Origin of the sequence: Staphylococcus sp. NRL 16/872, from assembly GCF_022815905.2 — a bacterium.
Lineage (GTDB): Bacteria > Bacillota > Bacilli > Staphylococcales > Staphylococcaceae > Staphylococcus.
Genome location: NZ_CP119327.1, coordinates 989,592 through 1,009,011, shown reverse-complemented (window position 1 = coordinate 1,009,011; position 19,420 = coordinate 989,592). Strand labels below are relative to the sequence as shown.

The following is a 19,420-nucleotide window of genomic DNA, read 5'->3' as shown; positions in this document are numbered from 1 at the left end:
GCACTTATCTCGTAAAATTGAGATAAGTGCTTTACTTATATGATTATTGTTTAGGAATTTCAAAACGATAAATACTATCTGTATAAGATGGTATAAGTTTTTTGCATATTTCGTGTATAATGAATGCACTTACAAAAGGTATAATGAGATATCCAAAGATTAATAGGATAATATTCATTGTAATATTACCAGGCATACGATTTAACGCATTGATAGGGCCTACTAGTCCAGTATAGCCAAACCCTGCTGATAATGGCGTTCCTTTGATACCAATCATGTATGTAAGTATACCTGCAATAATACCATTTAATATTAAAGGAATTGCAATGATTAAATGTTTAAAATAAACTGGAATCATCATTTTAGCAGCGCCAATAAAGAGCACAATATTTACTCCAAGAGAGTTTACACGTAAAGAGCCAAAGAAAAATGTGACACAAGCCGCTACAATGCCCATATTCGCTGCCCCACTGCCTAAACCTGAAAGGCCGATCGCAGTCGCGATAGCAACTACAGATATTGGTGTTACCATTAATAAAGAATACGTAACACTGATTAATATCGCCATTAATAATGGATTTAATTCAGTAAATGAATTAATCATATGTCCAAGTGCTTTAGTAATAGTTTGTACATAAGGTAATGTTAATAATCCTATTAAACCACTCACTACTGGAATTAGTACAGGTAATATAATCATTTCTAATGAACCTAATTTACCTTGTAAAAGTAAATAAAACGCACATGCAATGATAACAACGATAATCGTATTAATAATATCGCCAATACCTTTTAACGCAATGCCATTCGCACTAACTTGTATTGCACCAGAACCCAACATCGCTGATACACCAACCATACTTGCGCCAGCCCCACTGAAACGAAATTGATGTGCAGCTAATATACCAATAATAAATGCCATAAATGACTGGATCACAGTCACAATTTGAAATATCATTTCTAATGTAGGATGTCCATCTTTAAAAAATTTTAAAAATTCCCCCAACAGAGCATTTGGTAATAATGCTATAACTACCCCTGCTCCAACCGCATTCAAAATATTGCTAAAAAAATATTTCATAGTCAAACGTTGTTTATTCATAGTAGCCTCCATTTCCAAACATTAGCTTTATATTAGTACATTATCCGTCTATAAACAATATAAATTAAAGACTTTTATTGTTTCAATATTTAAATGTTGGAATTTTTACTTACTAAACTTATGCATTTAGAATTATAATATATTTATATACTATTTATTTTTGATATAGTAGCTCGAAATTTATTGATCGATATCATTTTCATTTTAATCTTTACGCTTAATGATTTACTTACAAAGAGTTTAAATTTTACATCTAGGAAGTGACAACTATGTTATTATATTTATTCTTTACACTATTACTAATTTTTTCAGTATCAACTTTAGTTTTATTAATCCAACTCATAATTAACAAAGTTAATAAAAAGAGTATTAAACCTTTTGTTATAAGTACTACTATAACTTTAGTTTTAACAATAATCTGTATAATATTAACAGTAGTTTTCTACCATATTGATGAGCGAAATAAAAAAGAAATGTATCCATCAAAAATAATTGAATTGAAAAATGGTACGTATGAGGTTGGTAAAGATATTGAACCAGGTCATTATACGATTTCATCAAAAAATAATAAGGGATATATTGAAATTAAAACTGTTGAAGATTGGTCATTTAAAGAAGAATTTGGAAAAGACTACGGTACAGTTGACAAACCCACAATTCCGACTATAACAACTTATTTAACTGAAGGTGATAAAGTTAATTTAGATAAAACTGAATTAACTACATTTGAACCTAAACACCAAACATATACAAATCCTATTTCAACAGGTATATGGATTGTTGGTAAAGATGTTAAGCCAGGGAAATATAAAATATACACCACTTTTAGCCATGATATAGGCGGCAACTTAAAGGTATTTAATAGAGATAGTAGCTTAGATAAAGAATATATATTAGCAGGTAAAGATTCTGATACGGGCGATGATACTGAAGGTTCTGTTACATTAAAAGATGGACAAATTTTAGTTCTTAATCACATGTATTCAGTTACTTTAGACAATGAATAAACGTCTATCTTAGATATTGTTTGGCTTATATTAACATTTTAGAGTCAATAAAAGGGTCCATTCGGGGCCTTTTTTATTTTTTTATATAGTGTCTAATAAAAAAGAAACCCTGATAAATCAGGCTCTATAATAAATTGGACTGATGACTAAAAATCATCAGTCCAATTTTTATGTTTTGAATACAAAAATAGCGCAATTACCTCTATAATTATTAGCTACCACACCAAATAAAAAAGAAAGGTAATGCGCCTATGTGTAAGTCTATATTAAATACATTAAGAATTAAAGATAAAAATCTAAATTTTTTAGATGAAGTGATTGAGAAAAAATATAAAGGACGAATGAGCTTGTTTTACTATGCAGAGCTCACTTATCAACCTACACATTGTGAAAATTGTTTAACTAAAAACGAAAATTTTTCTATAGTTAAAAATGGTAAGAAAACTTCAACGATTACTTTACTTAAAATTATGGAAATGCCTGCTTATTTGAAGCTTCAAAAACAAAGATTTTATTGTAAGACATGTGATAGTTATTTTACTGCTAAATCTAATATTGTCGATAATCATTGTTTTATTTCTAACAAAACAAAACTTGCAGTTTTAGATAAAGCACAAGAATACCGCTCTCAAAAATCTATCGCCAAGTCATGCTTAGTATCATCAATGACTGTATCTAGAGTGATTAATCAAGCGGCAAGCGACGTAGGTCAGTCTTCTTTTGATGCTTTACCTGAACACTTAATGATGGACGAATTTAAAAGTGTTAAAAATGTAATTGGAAAAATGAGTTTTATTTATGCAGATGCTGTATCGCACCGCATCGTAGATGTGGTAGCGGATCGTAAGTTAAAATCGCTGAAAGATCATTTTTATCGTTATTCTTTGAAACTAAGAAAAAAAGTCAAAACTGTAACGATTGATATGTATGAACCCTATATGTCGCTAATCAAGCAATTATTTCCTAATGCGAAGATTATTATTGATCGTTTTCATATTGTTCAATCTTTAAATCGAGCGTTAAATATGTCTAGAGTTCATATAATGAATTGTTATAAAACCTCTAATAGACCGCTTTATAATAAATATAAAAGTTATTGGAAACTATTTCTTAAACCTTTTGAAACGCTAGAAGCATTTAATTATCGTAAAGTCCGTTTATTTAAAGAGTGGAAAACCGAAAAAGGAATTATGAATTACTTATTAAGTGTAGATGTTGAATTATTTAATACATATCACTACGTTCATGAGCTAAGACGATTATTAAAAGAAAACCAAATAGAGAAATTTACTCATAAACTCTTTTCTATTCATCTTTCAGATGTGTGTCCTAAATTACGTCCAGTTATTAGAACTTTAAGAAGATTAACAGCTTTCATTGAAAACACCATGATATATTCTAACCTGACCAACGGTCCGTTAGAAGGAATTAATAATAAAATCAAACTCATTAAAAGGGTATCTTTTGGTTATAGAAATTATGATAATTTACGTAATCGAATTATTATAACTTCGCGACTATTTGCCTCAACAACAAAAAAAGAGATTAAACAACCTAAGGTTGCTTAATCTCAATATTAGGACTCATCAGTCCGATTTGACGTAGAGCCATAAATCAAGGTTTCTAGTGATTAAATGTGCCCTATTAATAGGTATAAATACCGGCGGTCGGGGTCGAACCGACACTCCAATAAAGGAACGGGATTTTGAGTCCCGCGCGTCTGCCAATTCCGCCACGCCGGCACAATTTAGATAAATAAAAAACTTCCATCTGGAAGCAATATATGGAGCGGAAGATAGGATTTGCACCTATATCTCGTTCCGGGAAGGAACGTATTCTAAGAGTTGAAATACTCCCGCGCTATATTAAATTATGGAGCGGAAGATAGGATTTGCACCTATATCTCATTCCGGGAAGGAATGTATTCTAAGAGTTGAAATACTCCCGCATTATATTAAATGGAGCGGAAGATAGGACTTACACCTATATCTCGTTCCGGGAAGGAACGTATTCTAAGAGTTGAAATACTCCCGCGTTATATTAAATTATGGAGCGGAAGATAGGACTTACACCTATACCTCATTCCGGGAAGGAATGTATTCTAAAAGTTGAACTACTCCCGCATAGTAAGTTGGAGGCGGCAACCGGATTTGAACCGGTGATAAAGGTTTTGCAGACCTCTGCCTTACCACTTGGCTATGCCGCCAATTAAAAACTGGGCTAGCTGGATTCGAACCAGCGCGTGACGGAGTCAAAGTCCGTTGCCTTACCGCTTGGCTATAGCCCATTAATATTATAAGGGCGGTTGAAGGGAATCGAACCCTCGAGTGTCGGAACCACAATCCGATGCGTTAACCACTTCGCCACAACCGCCATGGCAGGGACAGTAGGAATCGAACCCACATCAAAGGTTTTGGAGACCTCTATTCTACCGTTGAACTATGTCCCTATTAAATAGATGGTGGAGGGGGGCAGATTCGAACTGCCGAACCCGAAGGAGCGGATTTACAGTCCGCCGCGTTTAGCCACTTCGCTACCCCTCCGTGAGATGGTGCCGGCCAGAGGACTTGAACCCCCAACCTACTGATTACAAGTCAGTTGCTCTACCAATTGAGCTAGGCCGGCAATCTAAAATGGTTCAGGACAGAGTCGAACTGCCGACACATGGAGCTTCAATCCATTGCTCTACCAACTGAGCTACTGAACCATAATTAGTAATGGCGGTCTCGACGGGAATCGAACCCGCGATCTCCTGCGTGACAGGCAGGCGTGTTAACCGCTACACTACGAGACCAGATTATATTGCGGGAGGCGGATTTGAACCACCGACCTTCGGGTTATGAGCCCGACGAGCTACCGAACTACTCCATCCCGCGATAATAAAAAATAAATGGCGGAGGAAGAGGGATTCGAACCCCCGCGGCCCGTTAAGGCCCTGTCGGTTTTCAAGACCGATCCCTTCAGCCGGACTTGGGTATTCCTCCACATTTTATAGGTAATTTGCTATTAAATTATTAGATGGCGGTCTCGACGGGAATCGAACCCGCGATCTCCTGCGTGACAGGCAGGCGTGTTAACCGCTACACTACGAGACCAAAAAACGGAGGAAGAGGGATTCGAACCCCCGCGAGCCGTTAAGCCCCTGTCGGTTTTCAAGACCGATCCCTTCAGCCGGACTTGGGTATTCCTCCAAAATTATATGGACCTTGCAGGACTCGAACCTGCGACCGAACGGTTATGAGCCGTTAGCTCTAACCAACTGAGCTAAAGGTCCAAATTATAATTCTACAACTAATAATTAGTGGCGGTGGAGGGGATCGAACCCCCGACCTCACGGGTATGAACCGTACGCTCTAGCCAGCTGAGCTACACCGCCGTTATCTAGTTTGTAAATTGAAATATGGTGGAGACTAGCGGGATCGAACCGCTGACCTCCTGCGTGCAAAGCAGGCGCTCTCCCAGCTGAGCTAAGCCCCCATAATTAATAAATAGTTCCTATCGGGAAGACAGGATTCGAACCTGCGACCCCTTGGTCCCAAACCAAGTGCTCTACCAAGCTGAGCTACTTCCCGTAAGTGAACGCGCCCGATAGGAGTCGAACCCATAACCTTTTGATCCGTAGTCAAACGCTCTATCCAATTGAGCTACGGGCGCAAAATATAGATGGTGCCGAGGACCGGAATCGAACCGGTACGGTGATCTCTCACCGCAGGATTTTAAGTCCTGTGCGTCTGCCAGTTCCGCCACCCCGGCACTATAAAATTAATGGAGCGGAAGACGGGATTCGAACCCGCGACCCCCACCTTGGCAAGGTGGTGTTCTACCACTGAACTACTTCCGCATATGCGGGTGAAGGGAGTCGAACCCCCACGCCGTAAGGCGCTAGATCCTAAGTCTAGTGCGTCTGCCAATTCCGCCACACCCGCGTATACATGTGAGCCATAGAGGATTCGAACCTCTGACCCTCTGATTAAAAGTCAGATGCTCTACCAACTGAGCTAATGGCTCTTAGATGGTGCCGGCCAGAGGACTTGAACCCCCAACCTACTGATTACAAGTCAGTTGCTCTACCAATTGAGCTAGGCCGGCTATTTAGTTAAAATGGTGGAGAATGACGGGTTCGAACCGCCGACCCTCTGCTTGTAAGGCAGATGCTCTCCCAACTGAGCTAATTCTCCAATTTGTAAGCCTGGCAACGTCCTACTCTAGCGGAACGTAAATCCAACTACCATCGGCGCTAAGGAGCTTAACTTCTGTGTTCGGCATGGGAACAGGTGTGACCTCCTTGCCATTGTCACCAGACAAGTGAATGATTATACATTCAAAACTAGATAGTAAGTAAAGATTTTGCGTCGCAAAACTTGAAAAAATTGATTAAGTCTTCGATCGATTAGTATTCGTCAGCTCCACGTGTCACCACGCTTCCACCTCGAACCTATTAACCTCATCATCTTTGAGGGATCTTATAACCGAAGTTGGGAAATCTCATCTTGAGGGGGGCTTCATGCTTAGATGCTTTCAGCACTTATCCCGTCCATACATAGCTACCCAGCTATGCCGTTGGCACGACAACTGGTACACCAGAGGTATGTCCATCCCGGTCCTCTCGTACTAAGGACAGCTCCTCTCAAATTTCCTACGCCCACGACGGATAGGGACCGAACTGTCTCACGACGTTCTGAACCCAGCTCGCGTACCGCTTTAATGGGCGAACAGCCCAACCCTTGGGACCGACTACAGCCCCAGGATGCGATGAGCCGACATCGAGGTGCCAAACCTCCCCGTCGATGTGAACTCTTGGGGGAGATAAGCCTGTTATCCCCGGGGTAGCTTTTATCCGTTGAGCGATGGCCCTTCCATGCGGAACCACCGGATCACTAAGTCCGTCTTTCGACCCTGCTCGACTTGTAGGTCTCGCAGTCAAGCTCCCTTATGCCTTTACACTCTATGAATGATTTCCAACCATTCTGAGGGAACCTTTGAGCGCCTCCGTTACCTTTTAGGAGGCGACCGCCCCAGTCAAACTGCCCGCCTGACACTGTCTCCCACCACGATAAGTGGTGCGGGTTAGAAAGCCAACACAGCTAGGGTAGTATCCCACCAGCGCCTCCACGTAAGCTAGCGCTCACGCTTCAAAGGCTCCTACCTATCCTGTACAAGCTGTGCCGAATTTCAATATCAGGCTACAGTAAAGCTCCACGGGGTCTTTCCGTCCTGTCGCGGGTAACCTGCATCTTCACAGGTACTATGATTTCACCGAGTCTCTCGTTGAGACAGTGCCCAAATCGTTACGCCTTTCGTGCGGGTCGGAACTTACCCGACAAGGAATTTCGCTACCTTAGGACCGTTATAGTTACGGCCGCCGTTTACTGGGGCTTCGATTCGTAGCTTCGCAGAAGCTAACCACTCCTCTTAACCTTCCAGCACCGGGCAGGCGTCAGCCCCTATACATCACCTTACGGTTTAGCAGAGACCTGTGTTTTTGATAAACAGTCGCTTGGGCCTATTCACTGCGGCTCTTCTGGGCTTGCACCCTAAAGAGCACCCCTTCTCCCGAAGTTACGGGGTCATTTTGCCGAGTTCCTTAACGAGAGTTCGCTCGCTCACCTTAGAATTCTCATCTTGACTACCTGTGTCGGTTTGCGGTACGGGCACCTATTATCTATCTAGAGGCTTTTCTCGGCAGTGTGAAATCAACGACTCGAGGAAACAATTTCCTCTCCCCATCACAGCTCAATCTTAAGAGTGCCGGATTTGCCTAACACTCAATCTCACTGCTTAGACGTGCACTCCAACAGCACGCTTCGCCTATCCTACTGCGTCCCCCCATCGATTAAAACGATGTTAGGTGGTACAGGAATATCAACCTGTTATCCATCGCCTACGCCTGTCGGCCTCAGCTTAGGACCCGACTAACCCAGAGCGGACGAGCCTTCCTCTGGAAACCTTAGTCAATCGGTGGACGGGATTCTCACCCGTCTTTCGCTACTCACACCGGCATTCTCACTTCTAAGCGCTCCACATGTCCTTGCGATCATGCTTCAACGCCCTTAGAACGCTCTCCTACCATTGTCCAAAGGACAATCCACAGCTTCGGTAATATGTTTAGCCCCGGTACATTTTCGGCGCAGTGTCACTCGACTAGTGAGCTATTACGCACTCTTTAAATGATGGCTGCTTCTAAGCCAACATCCTAGTTGTCTGGGCAACGCCACATCCTTTTCCACTTAACATATATTTTGGGACCTTAGCTGGTGGTCTGGGCTGTTTCCCTTTCGAACACGGACCTTATCACCCATGTTCTGACTCCCAAGTTAAATTAATTGGCATTCGGAGTTTGTCTGAATTCGGTAACCCGAGAGGGGCCCCTCGTCCAAACAGTGCTCTACCTCCAATAATCATCACTTGAGGCTAGCCCTAAAGCTATTTCGGAGAGAACCAGCTATCTCCAAGTTCGATTGGAATTTCTCCGCTACCCACAGTTCATCCGCTCACTTTTCAACGTAAGTCGGTTCGGTCCTCCATTCAGTGTTACCTGAACTTCAACCTGACCATGGGTAGATCACCTGGTTTCGGGTCTACGACCAAATACTAAACGCCCTATTCAGACTCGCTTTCGCTACGGCTCCACATTTCCTGCTTAACCTTGCATCAGATCGTAACTCGCCGGTTCATTCTACAAAAGGCACGCCATCACCCATTAACGGGCTCTGACTACTTGTAAGCACACGGTTTCAAGTTCTCTTTCACTCCCCTTCCGGGGTACTTTTCACCTTTCCCTCACGGTACTGGTTCACTATCGGTCACTAGAGAGTATTTAGCCTTAGGAGATGGTCCTCCCAGATTCCGACGGAATTTCACGTGCTCCGTCGTACTCAGGATCCACTCAAGAGAGAATATATTTTCAACTACAGGATTATTACCTTCTTTGATTCAACTTTCCAGATGATTCGTCTAATATATTCCTTTGTAACTCCGTATAGAGTGTCCTACAACCCCAATAAGCAAGCTTATTGGTTTGGGCTCTTCCCGTTTCGCTCGCCGCTACTCAGGGAATCGATTTTTCTTTCTCTTCCTCCGGGTACTAAGATGTTTCAGTTCTCCGGGTCTGCCTTCTGACAAGCTATGAATTCACTTGTCGATAACACGACATAACTCGTGTTGGGTTCCCCCATTCGGAAATCTCTGGATCAACGCTTACTTACAGCTACCCAAAGCATATCGTCGTTAGTAACGTCCTTCATCGGCTTCTAGTGCCAAGGCATCCACCGTGCGCCCTTAATAACTTAATCTAATATAGTTATTAATCTGTGAGTGTTCTTTCGAACACTAGCGATTATTTTTTATGAATTCAAGCTTATTTAAAACTCTATTCACTCGGTTTTGCTTGGTAAAATCTATTTTACTTACTTATCTAGTTTTCAATGTACAATAAAATATCTTAAATAATGGTGGAGACTAGCGGGATCGAACCGCTGACCTCCTGCGTGCAAAGCAGGCGCTCTCCCAGCTGAGCTAAGCCCCCAATATCACAGTATTTAATGGTGGGCCTGAGTGGAATCGAACCACCGACCTCACGCTTATCAGGCGTGCGCTCTAACCAGCTGAGCTACAGGCCCATTAAATATTTGAATGTAAAATAAACATTCAAAACTGAATACAATATGTCACGTTATTCCGTCATCTCTACGAGATGTTCCGAATATATCCTTAGAAAGGAGGTGATCCAGCCGCACCTTCCGATACGGCTACCTTGTTACGACTTCACCCCAATCATTTGTCCCACCTTCGACGGCTAGCTCCAAATGGTTACTCCACCGGCTTCGGGTGTTACAAACTCTCGTGGTGTGACGGGCGGTGTGTACAAGACCCGGGAACGTATTCACCGTAGCATGCTGATCTACGATTACTAGCGATTCCAGCTTCATGTAGTCGAGTTGCAGACTACAATCCGAACTGAGAACAACTTTATGGGATTTGCTTGACCTCGCGGTTTCGCTACCCTTTGTATTGTCCATTGTAGCACGTGTGTAGCCCAAATCATAAGGGGCATGATGATTTGACGTCATCCCCACCTTCCTCCGGTTTGTCACCGGCAGTCAACTTAGAGTGCCCAACTAAATGATGGCAACTAAGCTTAAGGGTTGCGCTCGTTGCGGGACTTAACCCAACATCTCACGACACGAGCTGACGACAACCATGCACCACCTGTCACTTTGTCCCCCGAAGGGGAAAACTCTATCTCTAGAGTGGTCAAAGGATGTCAAGATTTGGTAAGGTTCTTCGCGTTGCTTCGAATTAAACCACATGCTCCACCGCTTGTGCGGGTCCCCGTCAATTCCTTTGAGTTTCAACCTTGCGGTCGTACTCCCCAGGCGGAGTGCTTAATGCGTTAGCTGCAGCACTAAGGGGCGGAAACCCCCTAACACTTAGCACTCATCGTTTACGGCGTGGACTACCAGGGTATCTAATCCTGTTTGATCCCCACGCTTTCGCACATCAGCGTCAGTTACAGACCAGAAAGTCGCCTTCGCCACTGGTGTTCCTCCATATCTCTGCGCATTTCACCGCTACACATGGAATTCCACTTTCCTCTTCTGCACTCAAGTTTTCCAGTTTCCAATGACCCTCCACGGTTGAGCCGTGGGCTTTCACATCAGACTTAAAAAACCGCCTACGCGCGCTTTACGCCCAATAATTCCGGATAACGCTTGCCACCTACGTATTACCGCGGCTGCTGGCACGTAGTTAGCCGTGGCTTTCTGATTAGGTACCGTCAAGACGTGCACAGTTACTTACACGTATGTTCTTCCCTAATAACAGAGTTTTACGATCCGAAGACCTTCATCACTCACGCGGCGTTGCTCCGTCAGGCTTTCGCCCATTGCGGAAGATTCCCTACTGCTGCCTCCCGTAGGAGTCTGGACCGTGTCTCAGTTCCAGTGTGGCCGATCACCCTCTCAGGTCGGCTACGTATCGTCGCCTTGGTAAGCCGTTACCTTACCAACTAGCTAATACGGCGCGGGTCCATCTATAAGTGATAGCAGAGCCATCTTTCACTATTGAACCATGCGGTTCAAAATATTATCCGGTATTAGCTCCGGTTTCCCGAAGTTATCCCAGTCTTATAGGTAGGTTACCCACGTGTTACTCACCCGTCCGCCGCTAACGTCAGAGGAGCAAGCTCCTCGTCTGTTCGCTCGACTTGCATGTATTAGGCACGCCGCCAGCGTTCATCCTGAGCCAGGATCAAACTCTCCATAAAAATTTATGATGTTTGATTAGCTCATAATACTAAATAGTGTTTGTAACTTAAAGTTACGTTTATTGGAATTAACGTTGACATATTGTCATTCAGTTTTCAATGTTCATTTTAACAATTACATTTATTAATTGTATCAACAATCAATATCTCTTGTCAAGAACTTTTTTAACTTTTTTATCAGTTCTAAACTTAATTGATTATTTCAACATTTAATATCTTATAATGTTTTTGTATTGTTTTCAATAGTCAAAATTACACTTTCTTAACATTAATTTAAAATACTTAACTTTGTCTTTCAAGAAATGTTATCTGTTTTTGACGACTTTTATATAATAGCAAGATTAATTTAGAACGTCAATCATATTCAAGACAAAAATAAGTTTAATATTTCACGTGTGATGTATCCTTTTATTATATAGAGTATATTTTATACTAATTACATTGAATAACTAGTTATTTTCTTTAGTTTATTAGTTCATTTTATTGTTAATTTAATATCAATATACCTATTATCTCTTCTATAAAACAAATAAATTATCTCTATTTTTATCTTTCTTCAATTAACCCACTAATAATTTATGATGATTAATTTCTTTAATGATCTAATCAATATTATTATTCAAGCATAAGCGCTTTCATATACTTTATAGCTTGATGCATTAAGATAAAACTCTTTCAATTTGTAGTTTAAATGACTCTAGATATTTAAATGATGTTCTCAAGTTTTATAAAGTAGCTTCTCTCTTATTTAAAAAGTTTCTCTACTTTAAAAATAAAAAAGGCTAGAACATGTAATTGCTCTAGCCTCTTAATCAAATATCAATTTAATTGTATTCTCTATTCTTCTTTACCTTTGCATTCTTTGCAAATCCCATATATTTCCATACGATGATGTGTTACGTCAAATTCAGTTATATGTTGAGCAAGTTGTTCCACTTCATCTAATTGCGGATAATGAAAATCAACTATCTTACCACATTTTTCACAAATAACATGATAATGGTTATGGGTATTAAAGTCGAATCTACTTGAAGCATCGCCGTACGTCAATTCTTTTACAATACCAATACTTTTAAATACTCTAAGATTATTATATATCGTCGCAACACTAATATTTGGAAAATCAGGTGAAAGTGCTTGATAAATTTCATCCGCTGTTGGATGTGAATGAGAAGTAATTAGATAACGAATAATTGCTTGTCTTTGTGGTGTAATTCTGATGCCTGCTTTTCTTAAAGCTGCAATTGATTCTTCTAGTTCATGTTCTATTGATTCTAACTCTGCACTCATTGAATTCACCATCTTTCTACTTAATAATTATTATTAGTTAATATTAATATAACTGTTGGGAAACTGTGCTGTCAATAAGTACAGTATTTTTCAACTAGTATCCCTTATCTAAGTCAACTCTATTCTCATTTACTTCTTTCTTATTGAGAAAATCATCTAAATTTCTTTCAAATATTTCTGTAGCGTCTTTTTTTATACTAACGTCATTACCTGTAATATGAGCGGTAATTGTTACATTATCTAAATTATATAATGGATTATCCGCTTCGAGTGGTTCATTTTCAAATACATCTAAATAAGCATGACGAATCAATCTATTCTTCAATACTTCAACTATATCTTCTTCAGCAATGATCGTTCCTCTACCTACATTGATAAAGAGCGCTTCATTTTTCATTTTTTTGAAATGTGATTGATTTAATAAATGATACGTTTCTTGAGTTTCTGGGAGCGAATTAATAACAATATCGGCTTCTCCTATTATATTGTCCAAATCTTCAATTTTAAAAGTTTGATTAAATCCAGGTTTTTCTCTACCTGATTTACTAACTCCCACAATTTCTACTTCAAATGGTGATAATAATTTAACCGTACGTTGCGCTATCGCTCCTGTGCCTAAAAACAAAATTTCCTCTCCATCTAAACGTCTACCAGTTAAAGTAGAATCATATTTATGTTCTTTTTGATTTATATATGATGTACGCATTTTTTTATAATCATCTAATATAAACGCTAAGATAAATTCAGCTAATTGCTTAGCTTGCACACCTCTTGTATTAGTTAAGATGATTTCGCGTTCTTTTATATGCTCTAACGGTAGATTATTAACGCCAGTAGCGTACCATGCAATCCATTTTAAATTTGGACATGACTCTATAAACGCTTTATCAACGCCACTAGAGTAACCAATTAATATATCTAACTCCTTTTTTAATTCTTCAGGAATTTCTTCTGCTTTTTTGAAAAATGAAAAATCCAAATCTGGATATTTATTTTTCAACTCACTTTCTATATCTCCAAGTCTCTTTAAGCTAACGATCTTCATAGAGTTCACCCCAATATTTGTTTAAGCTCATCTAATTGTGTTTTTACTTTCACTTTTTCAATGACATCTATAATATAACCGTCTTCATCAATTACAAACGTAGTACGTACAATTCCCATACTCTCTTTGCCAAATGATTTCTTCAGTTGATAAACGCCAGTAGCTTTAGAAAGTTGATAATCTTCATCTACTAATAAATCAAAATTCAAATTATGTTTGTTAATAAAATTTTGATGTTTTTTCTTAGAATCTCCACTAATACCGTAAACTTGGACATCCCTATCATTAAATAATGCTAAATTGTCTCTAAAATCGCATGCTTCTGTAGTACAAGTCGGCGTATTGTCTCTAGGATAAAAATATAAGATTGCTTTATTGCCTTTAAGTGTTTCATTAGTTATCCATTCACCATTTTGATTTTCTAATTTAAATTCTGGAAATTGTTCACCTTTATTTAACATAATTTCACCTATTTCTTCTTATTATTAGTTATATGATACGATAGTAATGAATATTATTAAAACAAGAGAGGTTGATACTAAATGAAATTCACTGAGAGTGAACGTCTTCAAAAGTTATCTAATGAGTATATTTTAGGTGGAGTTAATTCGCCTTCTCGTTCTTATAAAGCAGTGGGTGGCGGTGCGCCAGTAGTAATGCGTGAAGGTCATGGTGCATATTTATATGATGTCGATGGCAATAAATTTATAGATTATTTACAAGCATATGGTCCTATTATTACTGGACATGCACATCCTCATATTACTGAAGCGATTCAAGATCAAGCAGCAAAAGGTGTATTATATGGTACCCCTACTGAATTAGAAATTGATTTTAGTAAAAAATTACGTGAAGCTATCCCGTCATTAGAAAAAATTCGTTTCGTTAACTCTGGTACTGAAGCGGTAATGACTACTATTCGAGTCGCACGCGCTTATACTAAGCGTAATAAGATTATTAAATTTGCAGGTTCATATCATGGTCACTCTGATTTAGTTTTAGTTGCTGCTGGTAGTGGCCCTTCACAATTAGGCTCTCCAGACTCTGCTGGTGTACCAGAAAGTGTAGCTAGAGAAGTCATCACTGTTCCGTTTAATGATGTTGAGTCTTACCGAGAAGCTATGAAACATTGGGGCGATGAAGTTGCTGCAGTATTAGTTGAACCTATCGTCGGTAACTTTGGTATGGTAGAACCTCAACCTGGATTTTTAGAAGAAGTAAATAAGATTACACATGATTATGGTGCATTAGTCATATATGATGAAGTAATCACAGCTTTCCGCTTCCATTATGGTGCCGCTCAAGATTTATTAAATGTTTATCCTGATTTAACTGCTTTCGGTAAAATTATCGGTGGTGGTTTACCAATCGGTGGCTATGGTGGCCGTCAAGATATTATGGAGCATGTTGCGCCTTTAGGTCCTGCTTATCAAGCTGGTACTATGGCTGGTAACCCTCTTTCAATGAGAGCTGGTATTGCATTATTAGAAGTGTTAGAACAAGAAGGCGTTTATGAAAAATTAGATGCTCTAGGTAAACGCTTAGAAGATGGACTTAATAAGTTAATTGACAAACATAATATTACAGCTACGATAAACCGCGTTTATGGTTCATTAACTTTATATTTCACAGATGAAAAAATTACGCATTATGAACAAGTAGAAAATTCAGATGGTGAAGCATTTGCTAAATTCTTTAAATTAATGTTAAATCAAGGTATTAATTTAGCGCCATCTAAATTTGAAGCTTGGTTCTTAACTACAGAGCATACTGAAGAAGATATTGATAAGACATTAGAAGCGGCTGATTACGCATTTAGTCAAATGAAATAAAACTTGAGAATTCAAAAAATTAAACCTATTAAATTGTTGTTTTCACATTATAATAACAATTTAATAGGTTATTTTAATTTATTTAGGATAAAAACTTGTATAGAATAAAGGTTCGGTTGTATACTAAGTTAAAATTATTTCTTTTAAAGGAGCGTTATAGTTGAGGCTAGGAGCTCGTATATTAAAAACTGGAATCGCAATTATCCTTGCTCTGTTCATAGCTTCTTTTTTACCTGATAATGTTGGTTTAAAATCTGTAGCTGGTATTAGTGCGATCGTTGCTATGCAACCTAATATCTACCGTTCAATTAAAACAATTTCAGAACAGGCTACAGGTAATGTCATTGGCGCAATCCTTGCAGTAATAATGGTCACAATATTTGGTAAGAACATTGTTATTATGGGTGTGACAGTTATTTTATTAATTGCTATTTTATACAAAATTAATTTAGCACATGTTGCTACTTTAGCAGGTGTAACCGCGCTCATTATTATGGGACAACACACTGGCTCGTTTTATGTAGCTGCCACATTTAGATTCATACTCGTAATGATTGGTGTACTTAGTGCTTCAATTGTTAACTTGATATTCTTACCTCCTAAATTTGAAACCAAAATATATTATAATTCCGTGAATATTGCTTCAGACATATTTATTTGGTTTAAACTCGTGTTAAATGACGCCTCTGACTATCATCAGATTAAAGAAGATGGTGAACAAATAGCATCGCGCATTACAAAATTAGAACAAATATTCAATTATTACGAAGAAGAGAAAGCATTGACGCGCAAAACTGCTTTTCAACAAAACAGAAAGAAAATCTTATTTAAAGAAGTTGTTGGTACTACAAGACAGGCATACGAAGTATTAAATCGAATGGCACGTTATCAAAATGATTTGCATCATTTGAATCACAATTTAATTTTCCAAATTAAGTTAGAATTGGATTCTTTAACTGCTTATCATGAACAAATTTTAAAAAGTTTATCTAAGAAAGCAAAATATAATGTCGAACACTTTGATAATCAAATTATGAATCCTCAGAAGAAAGATTTAATGGATGCTTTTCAACAACAATTAATTCAAAATCCTTACCAAACTAATTATTCATATTCAAATGTTATGCAAATTATTTCTGCAATAGAAGAATATCGTTATTTCTTAGAACATCTTGATAGATTACGATTAAGTTTCTTCACTTATCATCGTAACGATACTGATATTGATATTGCTGATGAAGATTTTGATTTATGATTTTCTACTGATATATAAAAATCCGCTTACTAAGTGATTATACTTAATAAGCGGATTTTTTTATTATAAGTTTTGAATGCTATATAGATGTTCATACGCGCCTTTTTTAGCGATAAGTTCATCATGTGTGCCTGTTTCAACTATTTGTCCATTTTGCATAACAATAATTTTATCAGCATGAGTAATTGTTGAAAGTCTATGTGCCACGATTAAAGTTGTTCTATCTTTACTTAATACATCTAAAGCTTCTTGAATAATTGCTTCACTCTCTAAATCGAGTGCACTTGTTGCTTCGTCTAGAATTAAAATAGGCGGATTATTTAAGAATATTCGTGCAATAGAAAGACGTTGTTTTTGACCACCTGAAAGTTTAACGCCTCGTTCCCCTACTTCAGTATCGTAACCTTGAGGAAGATTCATAATGAAGTCATGGGCGTTTGCCATCTTAGCCGCTTCAATAACTTCATCTTCTGTAGCATCTGGTCGTCCTAATAATATATTTTCTCTTACTGTATCTGAGAATAAAATATTATCTTGCTGTACTAAACCAATTTGATTTCTTAAGCTACCAGTTAAAAAGTCTTTAATATTGTGATTATCTATAAGGATTTCACCCTGAGTCACATCGTAGAAACGTGGAATAAGATTGATTAATGTTGATTTACCGCCACCACTCATTCCTACGAAAGCTACGGTATCTCCACGTTCAATATTTAAGTTAATATTTTTTAAAATGAGTGATTCATTGTCATTATATTTAAAACTTACATCTTTTAATTCAATATGTCCCTGTTTAATTTCAATAGGTTGAGCACCGATACCATTTTTGATGTCATAATCTTCATCCATTAATTGGAATACCCTGTCCATTGAAGCAAAACTTTGTGTCAACGTTGTAAATGAAGCAACTAATCTTCTTAATGGCCCAAATAATTGTTCCAAATATCCGACGAAAGCAGCTAATGTACCCACAGTGATTGAGCCATTAATAGCTAGGTAAGCACCTACGCCAATAACAATAATTGGTCCTAAGTCTGTTACCGTATTGATAGCTGCAAATGAATACGCGTTCCATGATGTATGTTGAAAGGCTTTACTTAAGAAATTTTTGTTTCTGTGATCAAAATTCTTCGCTTCGTTGTCTTCAATAGCAAAGCTTTTTATAACTGACATTCCTTGTACACGTTCATGTAAAAAGCCTTGTACTTCTGCAAGAGCTTGTGAACGTTTGCGAGTTAATTGTCTTAAACGTCCAAAGAAGAAATATACAGTTAGTATATAAAATGGGAAGATGAAAATAGCTGCTAATGTTAATTTAATATCTAAAAAGAACATTATAGAAAGTGCAATAATAATGGTTACACAGTCTAACCAAATATTCATTAAACCGGTAAGAATGAAATCTTTAGTTTGTTCCACGTCATTAATAACACGTGAAATAACTTGGCCGACTTGGTTATTCGCATAAAATCTTGCACTTAATGCTTGCAAGTGATTATATAATTGCTTTCTGATATCATATAAAATTTTATTACTTGTCCATTGTGCTAAGTATTGGCGAAGATACTCAATAGGTGGTCTAACAATTAGAAATATAAATAATGCTAAGCCAATGGCTACTGCCAAATGTTGGAATTTTTCATTAGTAGATAGAGCATGGTTATTAATAACTCCATCTATAGCATATTTAATTAATAATGGTATTAACATTGGTATGCCGAATTTGATAATACCAATAATTATCGTCGCAAATATACGATATTTATATGGTTTCACGAACTCTAAATAGCGTCGTATCATTCGTGTTCCCCTCCATCCATTTACGCTTATTTATGAAAATTAATAGAGGTTGAAGACTTAATTTACAAACTGTAACGTCTGTAATAAAAAAAGTAGTTTCAACCTCTAATTATTATTACTCAAGTACTATAAAACAATTATGTACTGATTACATCTATTATGCTTAATAATTGCGAATCTTTTTGTATCTTTCTTTCCATACTTTAATAAAATCAGGCGCAAACGGTCCTTTTTTCTGTTCAATCCATTGTTGTAAAATATCGACATTACGACGTAAAATAACATCAATGTCATGTGGGTAATTCATTTGATTCATATGTTGTTCATATTCATCTTCATCTAATAAATGATACTTACCATTTGGATAGACTTTTATATCAAGATCATAATCAATATATTTCAATGCCTCTTCATCACAAACAAATGGTGAAGATAGATTACAATAATAATAAATGCCATCTTCTCTAAACATACATATCACATTAAACCAGTATTCGGAATGGAAATAAACAATTGCTGGTTCTCTTGTAATCCAAGTGCGTCCATCGCTTTCAGTAACTAAAGTATGATCATTGCCCCCAATTATCACATGATCCGTTCCTTTTAAAATTGTAGTTTCAGACCATACTCTATGGATATTTCCATCATGTTTATAACTCTGAATTTTTATATTTTCGCCTTCTTTAGGTATGGATTCTTTTACCATACTCCACACCACCTTTTAATCATTTTTGCACTTTAAATTATAGCATATTTTCAAAAAAGACTTTAAAAATCATTTGAAAATACTTTTAACCTAGACATTCTCATTAGACAAAAAATAA

At 37.8% G+C, this 19,420-nt stretch carries 10 protein-coding genes, 29 tRNA genes and 3 rRNA genes; 4 read left to right on the top strand and 38 right to left on the bottom strand.

The genetic code is table 11. The features are described 5' to 3' along the window. Positions 1-43 precede the first annotated feature (43 nt). Complete coding sequence (locus MT340_RS04990) at positions 44-1,102, bottom strand: PTS sugar transporter subunit IIC (protein ID WP_243589010.1); 1,059 nt, start codon at positions 1,100-1,102, stop codon at positions 44-46. A 473-nt stretch (positions 1,103-1,575) separates the two neighbouring features. Here MT340_RS04990 and MT340_RS04985 point away from each other — a divergent pair, with 473 nt between their 5' ends. Both MT340_RS04985 and MT340_RS04980 read left to right on the top strand, forming a co-directional pair. Then, positions 1,576-2,109, top strand: a complete 534-nt coding sequence (locus MT340_RS04985; RefSeq protein ID WP_243603613.1) for a hypothetical protein — start codon at positions 1,576-1,578, stop codon at positions 2,107-2,109. Positions 2,110-2,360: 251 nt separating this feature from the next. Then, entirely contained in the window at positions 2,361-3,677 is a 1,317-nt protein-coding gene (locus tag MT340_RS04980) for an ISL3 family transposase (protein WP_243588819.1), read from the top strand. 90 nt (positions 3,678-3,767) lie between these two features. Here MT340_RS04980 and MT340_RS04975 read toward each other — a convergent pair. From MT340_RS04975 to bcp, 35 genes are all read right to left on the bottom strand, one after another. After that, positions 3,768-3,851, bottom strand: a tRNA-Leu gene (locus MT340_RS04975). Between the two features lie 42 nt (positions 3,852-3,893). Next, positions 3,894-3,968: transfer RNA gene (locus tag MT340_RS04970), tRNA-Gly, on the bottom strand. A 14-nt stretch (positions 3,969-3,982) separates the two neighbouring features. Then, positions 3,983-4,057: transfer RNA gene (locus tag MT340_RS04965), tRNA-Gly, on the bottom strand. Positions 4,058-4,157: 100 nt separating this feature from the next. Beyond that, positions 4,158-4,232 (bottom strand) — tRNA-Gly (locus tag MT340_RS04960). 9 nt (positions 4,233-4,241) lie between these two features. Further along, a tRNA-Cys gene (locus MT340_RS04955) sits at positions 4,242-4,315 on the bottom strand. Between the two features lie 9 nt (positions 4,316-4,324). Next, positions 4,325-4,396, bottom strand: a tRNA-Gln gene (locus MT340_RS04950). Between the two features lie 13 nt (positions 4,397-4,409). Further along, a tRNA-His gene (locus MT340_RS04945) sits at positions 4,410-4,482 on the bottom strand. Between the two features lie 2 nt (positions 4,483-4,484). Then, a tRNA-Trp gene (locus MT340_RS04940) sits at positions 4,485-4,558 on the bottom strand. Positions 4,559-4,568: 10 nt separating this feature from the next. Continuing rightward, positions 4,569-4,652, bottom strand: a tRNA-Tyr gene (locus tag MT340_RS04935). A 6-nt stretch (positions 4,653-4,658) separates the two neighbouring features. Then, a tRNA-Thr gene (locus MT340_RS04930) sits at positions 4,659-4,734 on the bottom strand. A gap of 9 nt (positions 4,735-4,743) precedes the next feature. Beyond that, positions 4,744-4,816 (bottom strand) — tRNA-Phe (locus MT340_RS04925). Between the two features lie 11 nt (positions 4,817-4,827). Beyond that, a tRNA-Asp gene (locus MT340_RS04920) sits at positions 4,828-4,903 on the bottom strand. Positions 4,904-4,911: 8 nt separating this feature from the next. Further along, positions 4,912-4,985 (bottom strand) — tRNA-Met (locus MT340_RS04915). Between the two features lie 15 nt (positions 4,986-5,000). Then, positions 5,001-5,093, bottom strand: a tRNA-Ser gene (locus MT340_RS04910). 35 nt (positions 5,094-5,128) lie between these two features. Next, positions 5,129-5,204 (bottom strand) — tRNA-Asp (locus tag MT340_RS04905). Positions 5,205-5,210: 6 nt separating this feature from the next. Then, positions 5,211-5,300, bottom strand: a tRNA-Ser gene (locus tag MT340_RS04900). Between the two features lie 9 nt (positions 5,301-5,309). After that, a tRNA-Ile gene (locus tag MT340_RS04895) sits at positions 5,310-5,383 on the bottom strand. A gap of 28 nt (positions 5,384-5,411) precedes the next feature. After that, a tRNA-Met gene (locus MT340_RS04890) sits at positions 5,412-5,485 on the bottom strand. A 25-nt stretch (positions 5,486-5,510) separates the two neighbouring features. Next, a tRNA-Ala gene (locus MT340_RS04885) sits at positions 5,511-5,586 on the bottom strand. A gap of 21 nt (positions 5,587-5,607) precedes the next feature. Beyond that, positions 5,608-5,681, bottom strand: a tRNA-Pro gene (locus MT340_RS04880). 8 nt (positions 5,682-5,689) lie between these two features. Next, positions 5,690-5,763 (bottom strand) — tRNA-Arg (locus MT340_RS04875). A gap of 10 nt (positions 5,764-5,773) precedes the next feature. Next, positions 5,774-5,862, bottom strand: a tRNA-Leu gene (locus tag MT340_RS04870). 13 nt (positions 5,863-5,875) lie between these two features. Next, positions 5,876-5,950 (bottom strand) — tRNA-Gly (locus MT340_RS04865). Between the two features lie 3 nt (positions 5,951-5,953). Next, positions 5,954-6,035: transfer RNA gene (locus tag MT340_RS04860), tRNA-Leu, on the bottom strand. A gap of 9 nt (positions 6,036-6,044) precedes the next feature. Next, positions 6,045-6,117: transfer RNA gene (locus tag MT340_RS04855), tRNA-Lys, on the bottom strand. Between the two features lie 5 nt (positions 6,118-6,122). Continuing rightward, positions 6,123-6,198, bottom strand: a tRNA-Thr gene (locus MT340_RS04850). A gap of 13 nt (positions 6,199-6,211) precedes the next feature. Next, a tRNA-Val gene (locus MT340_RS04845) sits at positions 6,212-6,287 on the bottom strand. A 9-nt stretch (positions 6,288-6,296) separates the two neighbouring features. Beyond that, a 5S ribosomal RNA gene (rrf, locus tag MT340_RS04840) occupies positions 6,297-6,411 on the bottom strand. A 68-nt stretch (positions 6,412-6,479) separates the two neighbouring features. Beyond that, positions 6,480-9,401 (bottom strand): 23S ribosomal RNA (locus MT340_RS04835). A 157-nt stretch (positions 9,402-9,558) separates the two neighbouring features. Then, positions 9,559-9,634, bottom strand: a tRNA-Ala gene (locus MT340_RS04830). A gap of 17 nt (positions 9,635-9,651) precedes the next feature. Continuing rightward, positions 9,652-9,728 (bottom strand) — tRNA-Ile (locus tag MT340_RS04825). A gap of 95 nt (positions 9,729-9,823) precedes the next feature. Then, positions 9,824-11,374, bottom strand: a 16S ribosomal RNA gene (locus tag MT340_RS04820). The 16S, 23S and 5S rRNA genes sit together here with 29 tRNA genes alongside, the layout of an rRNA operon. Before the next feature lie 837 nt (positions 11,375-12,211). Continuing rightward, positions 12,212-12,664 (bottom strand): peroxide-responsive transcriptional repressor PerR, encoded by a 453-nt coding sequence (gene perR, locus MT340_RS04815; RefSeq protein ID WP_243589008.1) that lies wholly within the window; start codon positions 12,662-12,664, stop codon positions 12,212-12,214. 94 nt (positions 12,665-12,758) lie between these two features. Then, entirely contained in the window at positions 12,759-13,709 is a 951-nt protein-coding gene (locus tag MT340_RS04810; RefSeq protein ID WP_243589007.1) for a phosphoglycerate dehydrogenase, read from the bottom strand. A 5-nt stretch (positions 13,710-13,714) separates the two neighbouring features. Further along, on the bottom strand, positions 13,715-14,170 hold the full coding sequence (bcp, locus tag MT340_RS04805; protein WP_243589006.1) for a thioredoxin-dependent thiol peroxidase: 456 nt from the start codon (positions 14,168-14,170) through the stop codon (positions 13,715-13,717). A gap of 81 nt (positions 14,171-14,251) precedes the next feature. Here bcp and MT340_RS04800 point away from each other — a divergent pair, with 81 nt between their 5' ends. Together MT340_RS04800 and MT340_RS04795 are read left to right on the top strand one after the other, a co-directional pair. Continuing rightward, positions 14,252-15,541 (top strand): glutamate-1-semialdehyde 2,1-aminomutase, encoded by a 1,290-nt coding sequence (locus MT340_RS04800; RefSeq protein WP_243589005.1) that lies wholly within the window; start codon positions 14,252-14,254, stop codon positions 15,539-15,541. 160 nt (positions 15,542-15,701) lie between these two features. Continuing rightward, positions 15,702-16,796, top strand: a complete 1,095-nt coding sequence (locus MT340_RS04795; RefSeq protein ID WP_243589004.1) for an FUSC family protein — start codon at positions 15,702-15,704, stop codon at positions 16,794-16,796. A gap of 63 nt (positions 16,797-16,859) precedes the next feature. On the opposite strand, the gene MT340_RS04790 is transcribed toward MT340_RS04795, so the two are convergent. Beyond that, the gene (locus tag MT340_RS04790; protein ID WP_243603612.1) at positions 16,860-18,596 is read right to left on the bottom strand and encodes an ABC transporter ATP-binding protein; all 1,737 of its coding nucleotides are present in this window, start codon (positions 18,594-18,596) and stop codon (positions 16,860-16,862) included. Between the two features lie 163 nt (positions 18,597-18,759). Then, complete coding sequence (gene ntdP, locus MT340_RS04785) at positions 18,760-19,302, bottom strand: nucleoside tri-diphosphate phosphatase (protein WP_053030354.1); 543 nt, start codon at positions 19,300-19,302, stop codon at positions 18,760-18,762. Between the last annotated feature and the right edge of the window lie 118 nt (positions 19,303-19,420).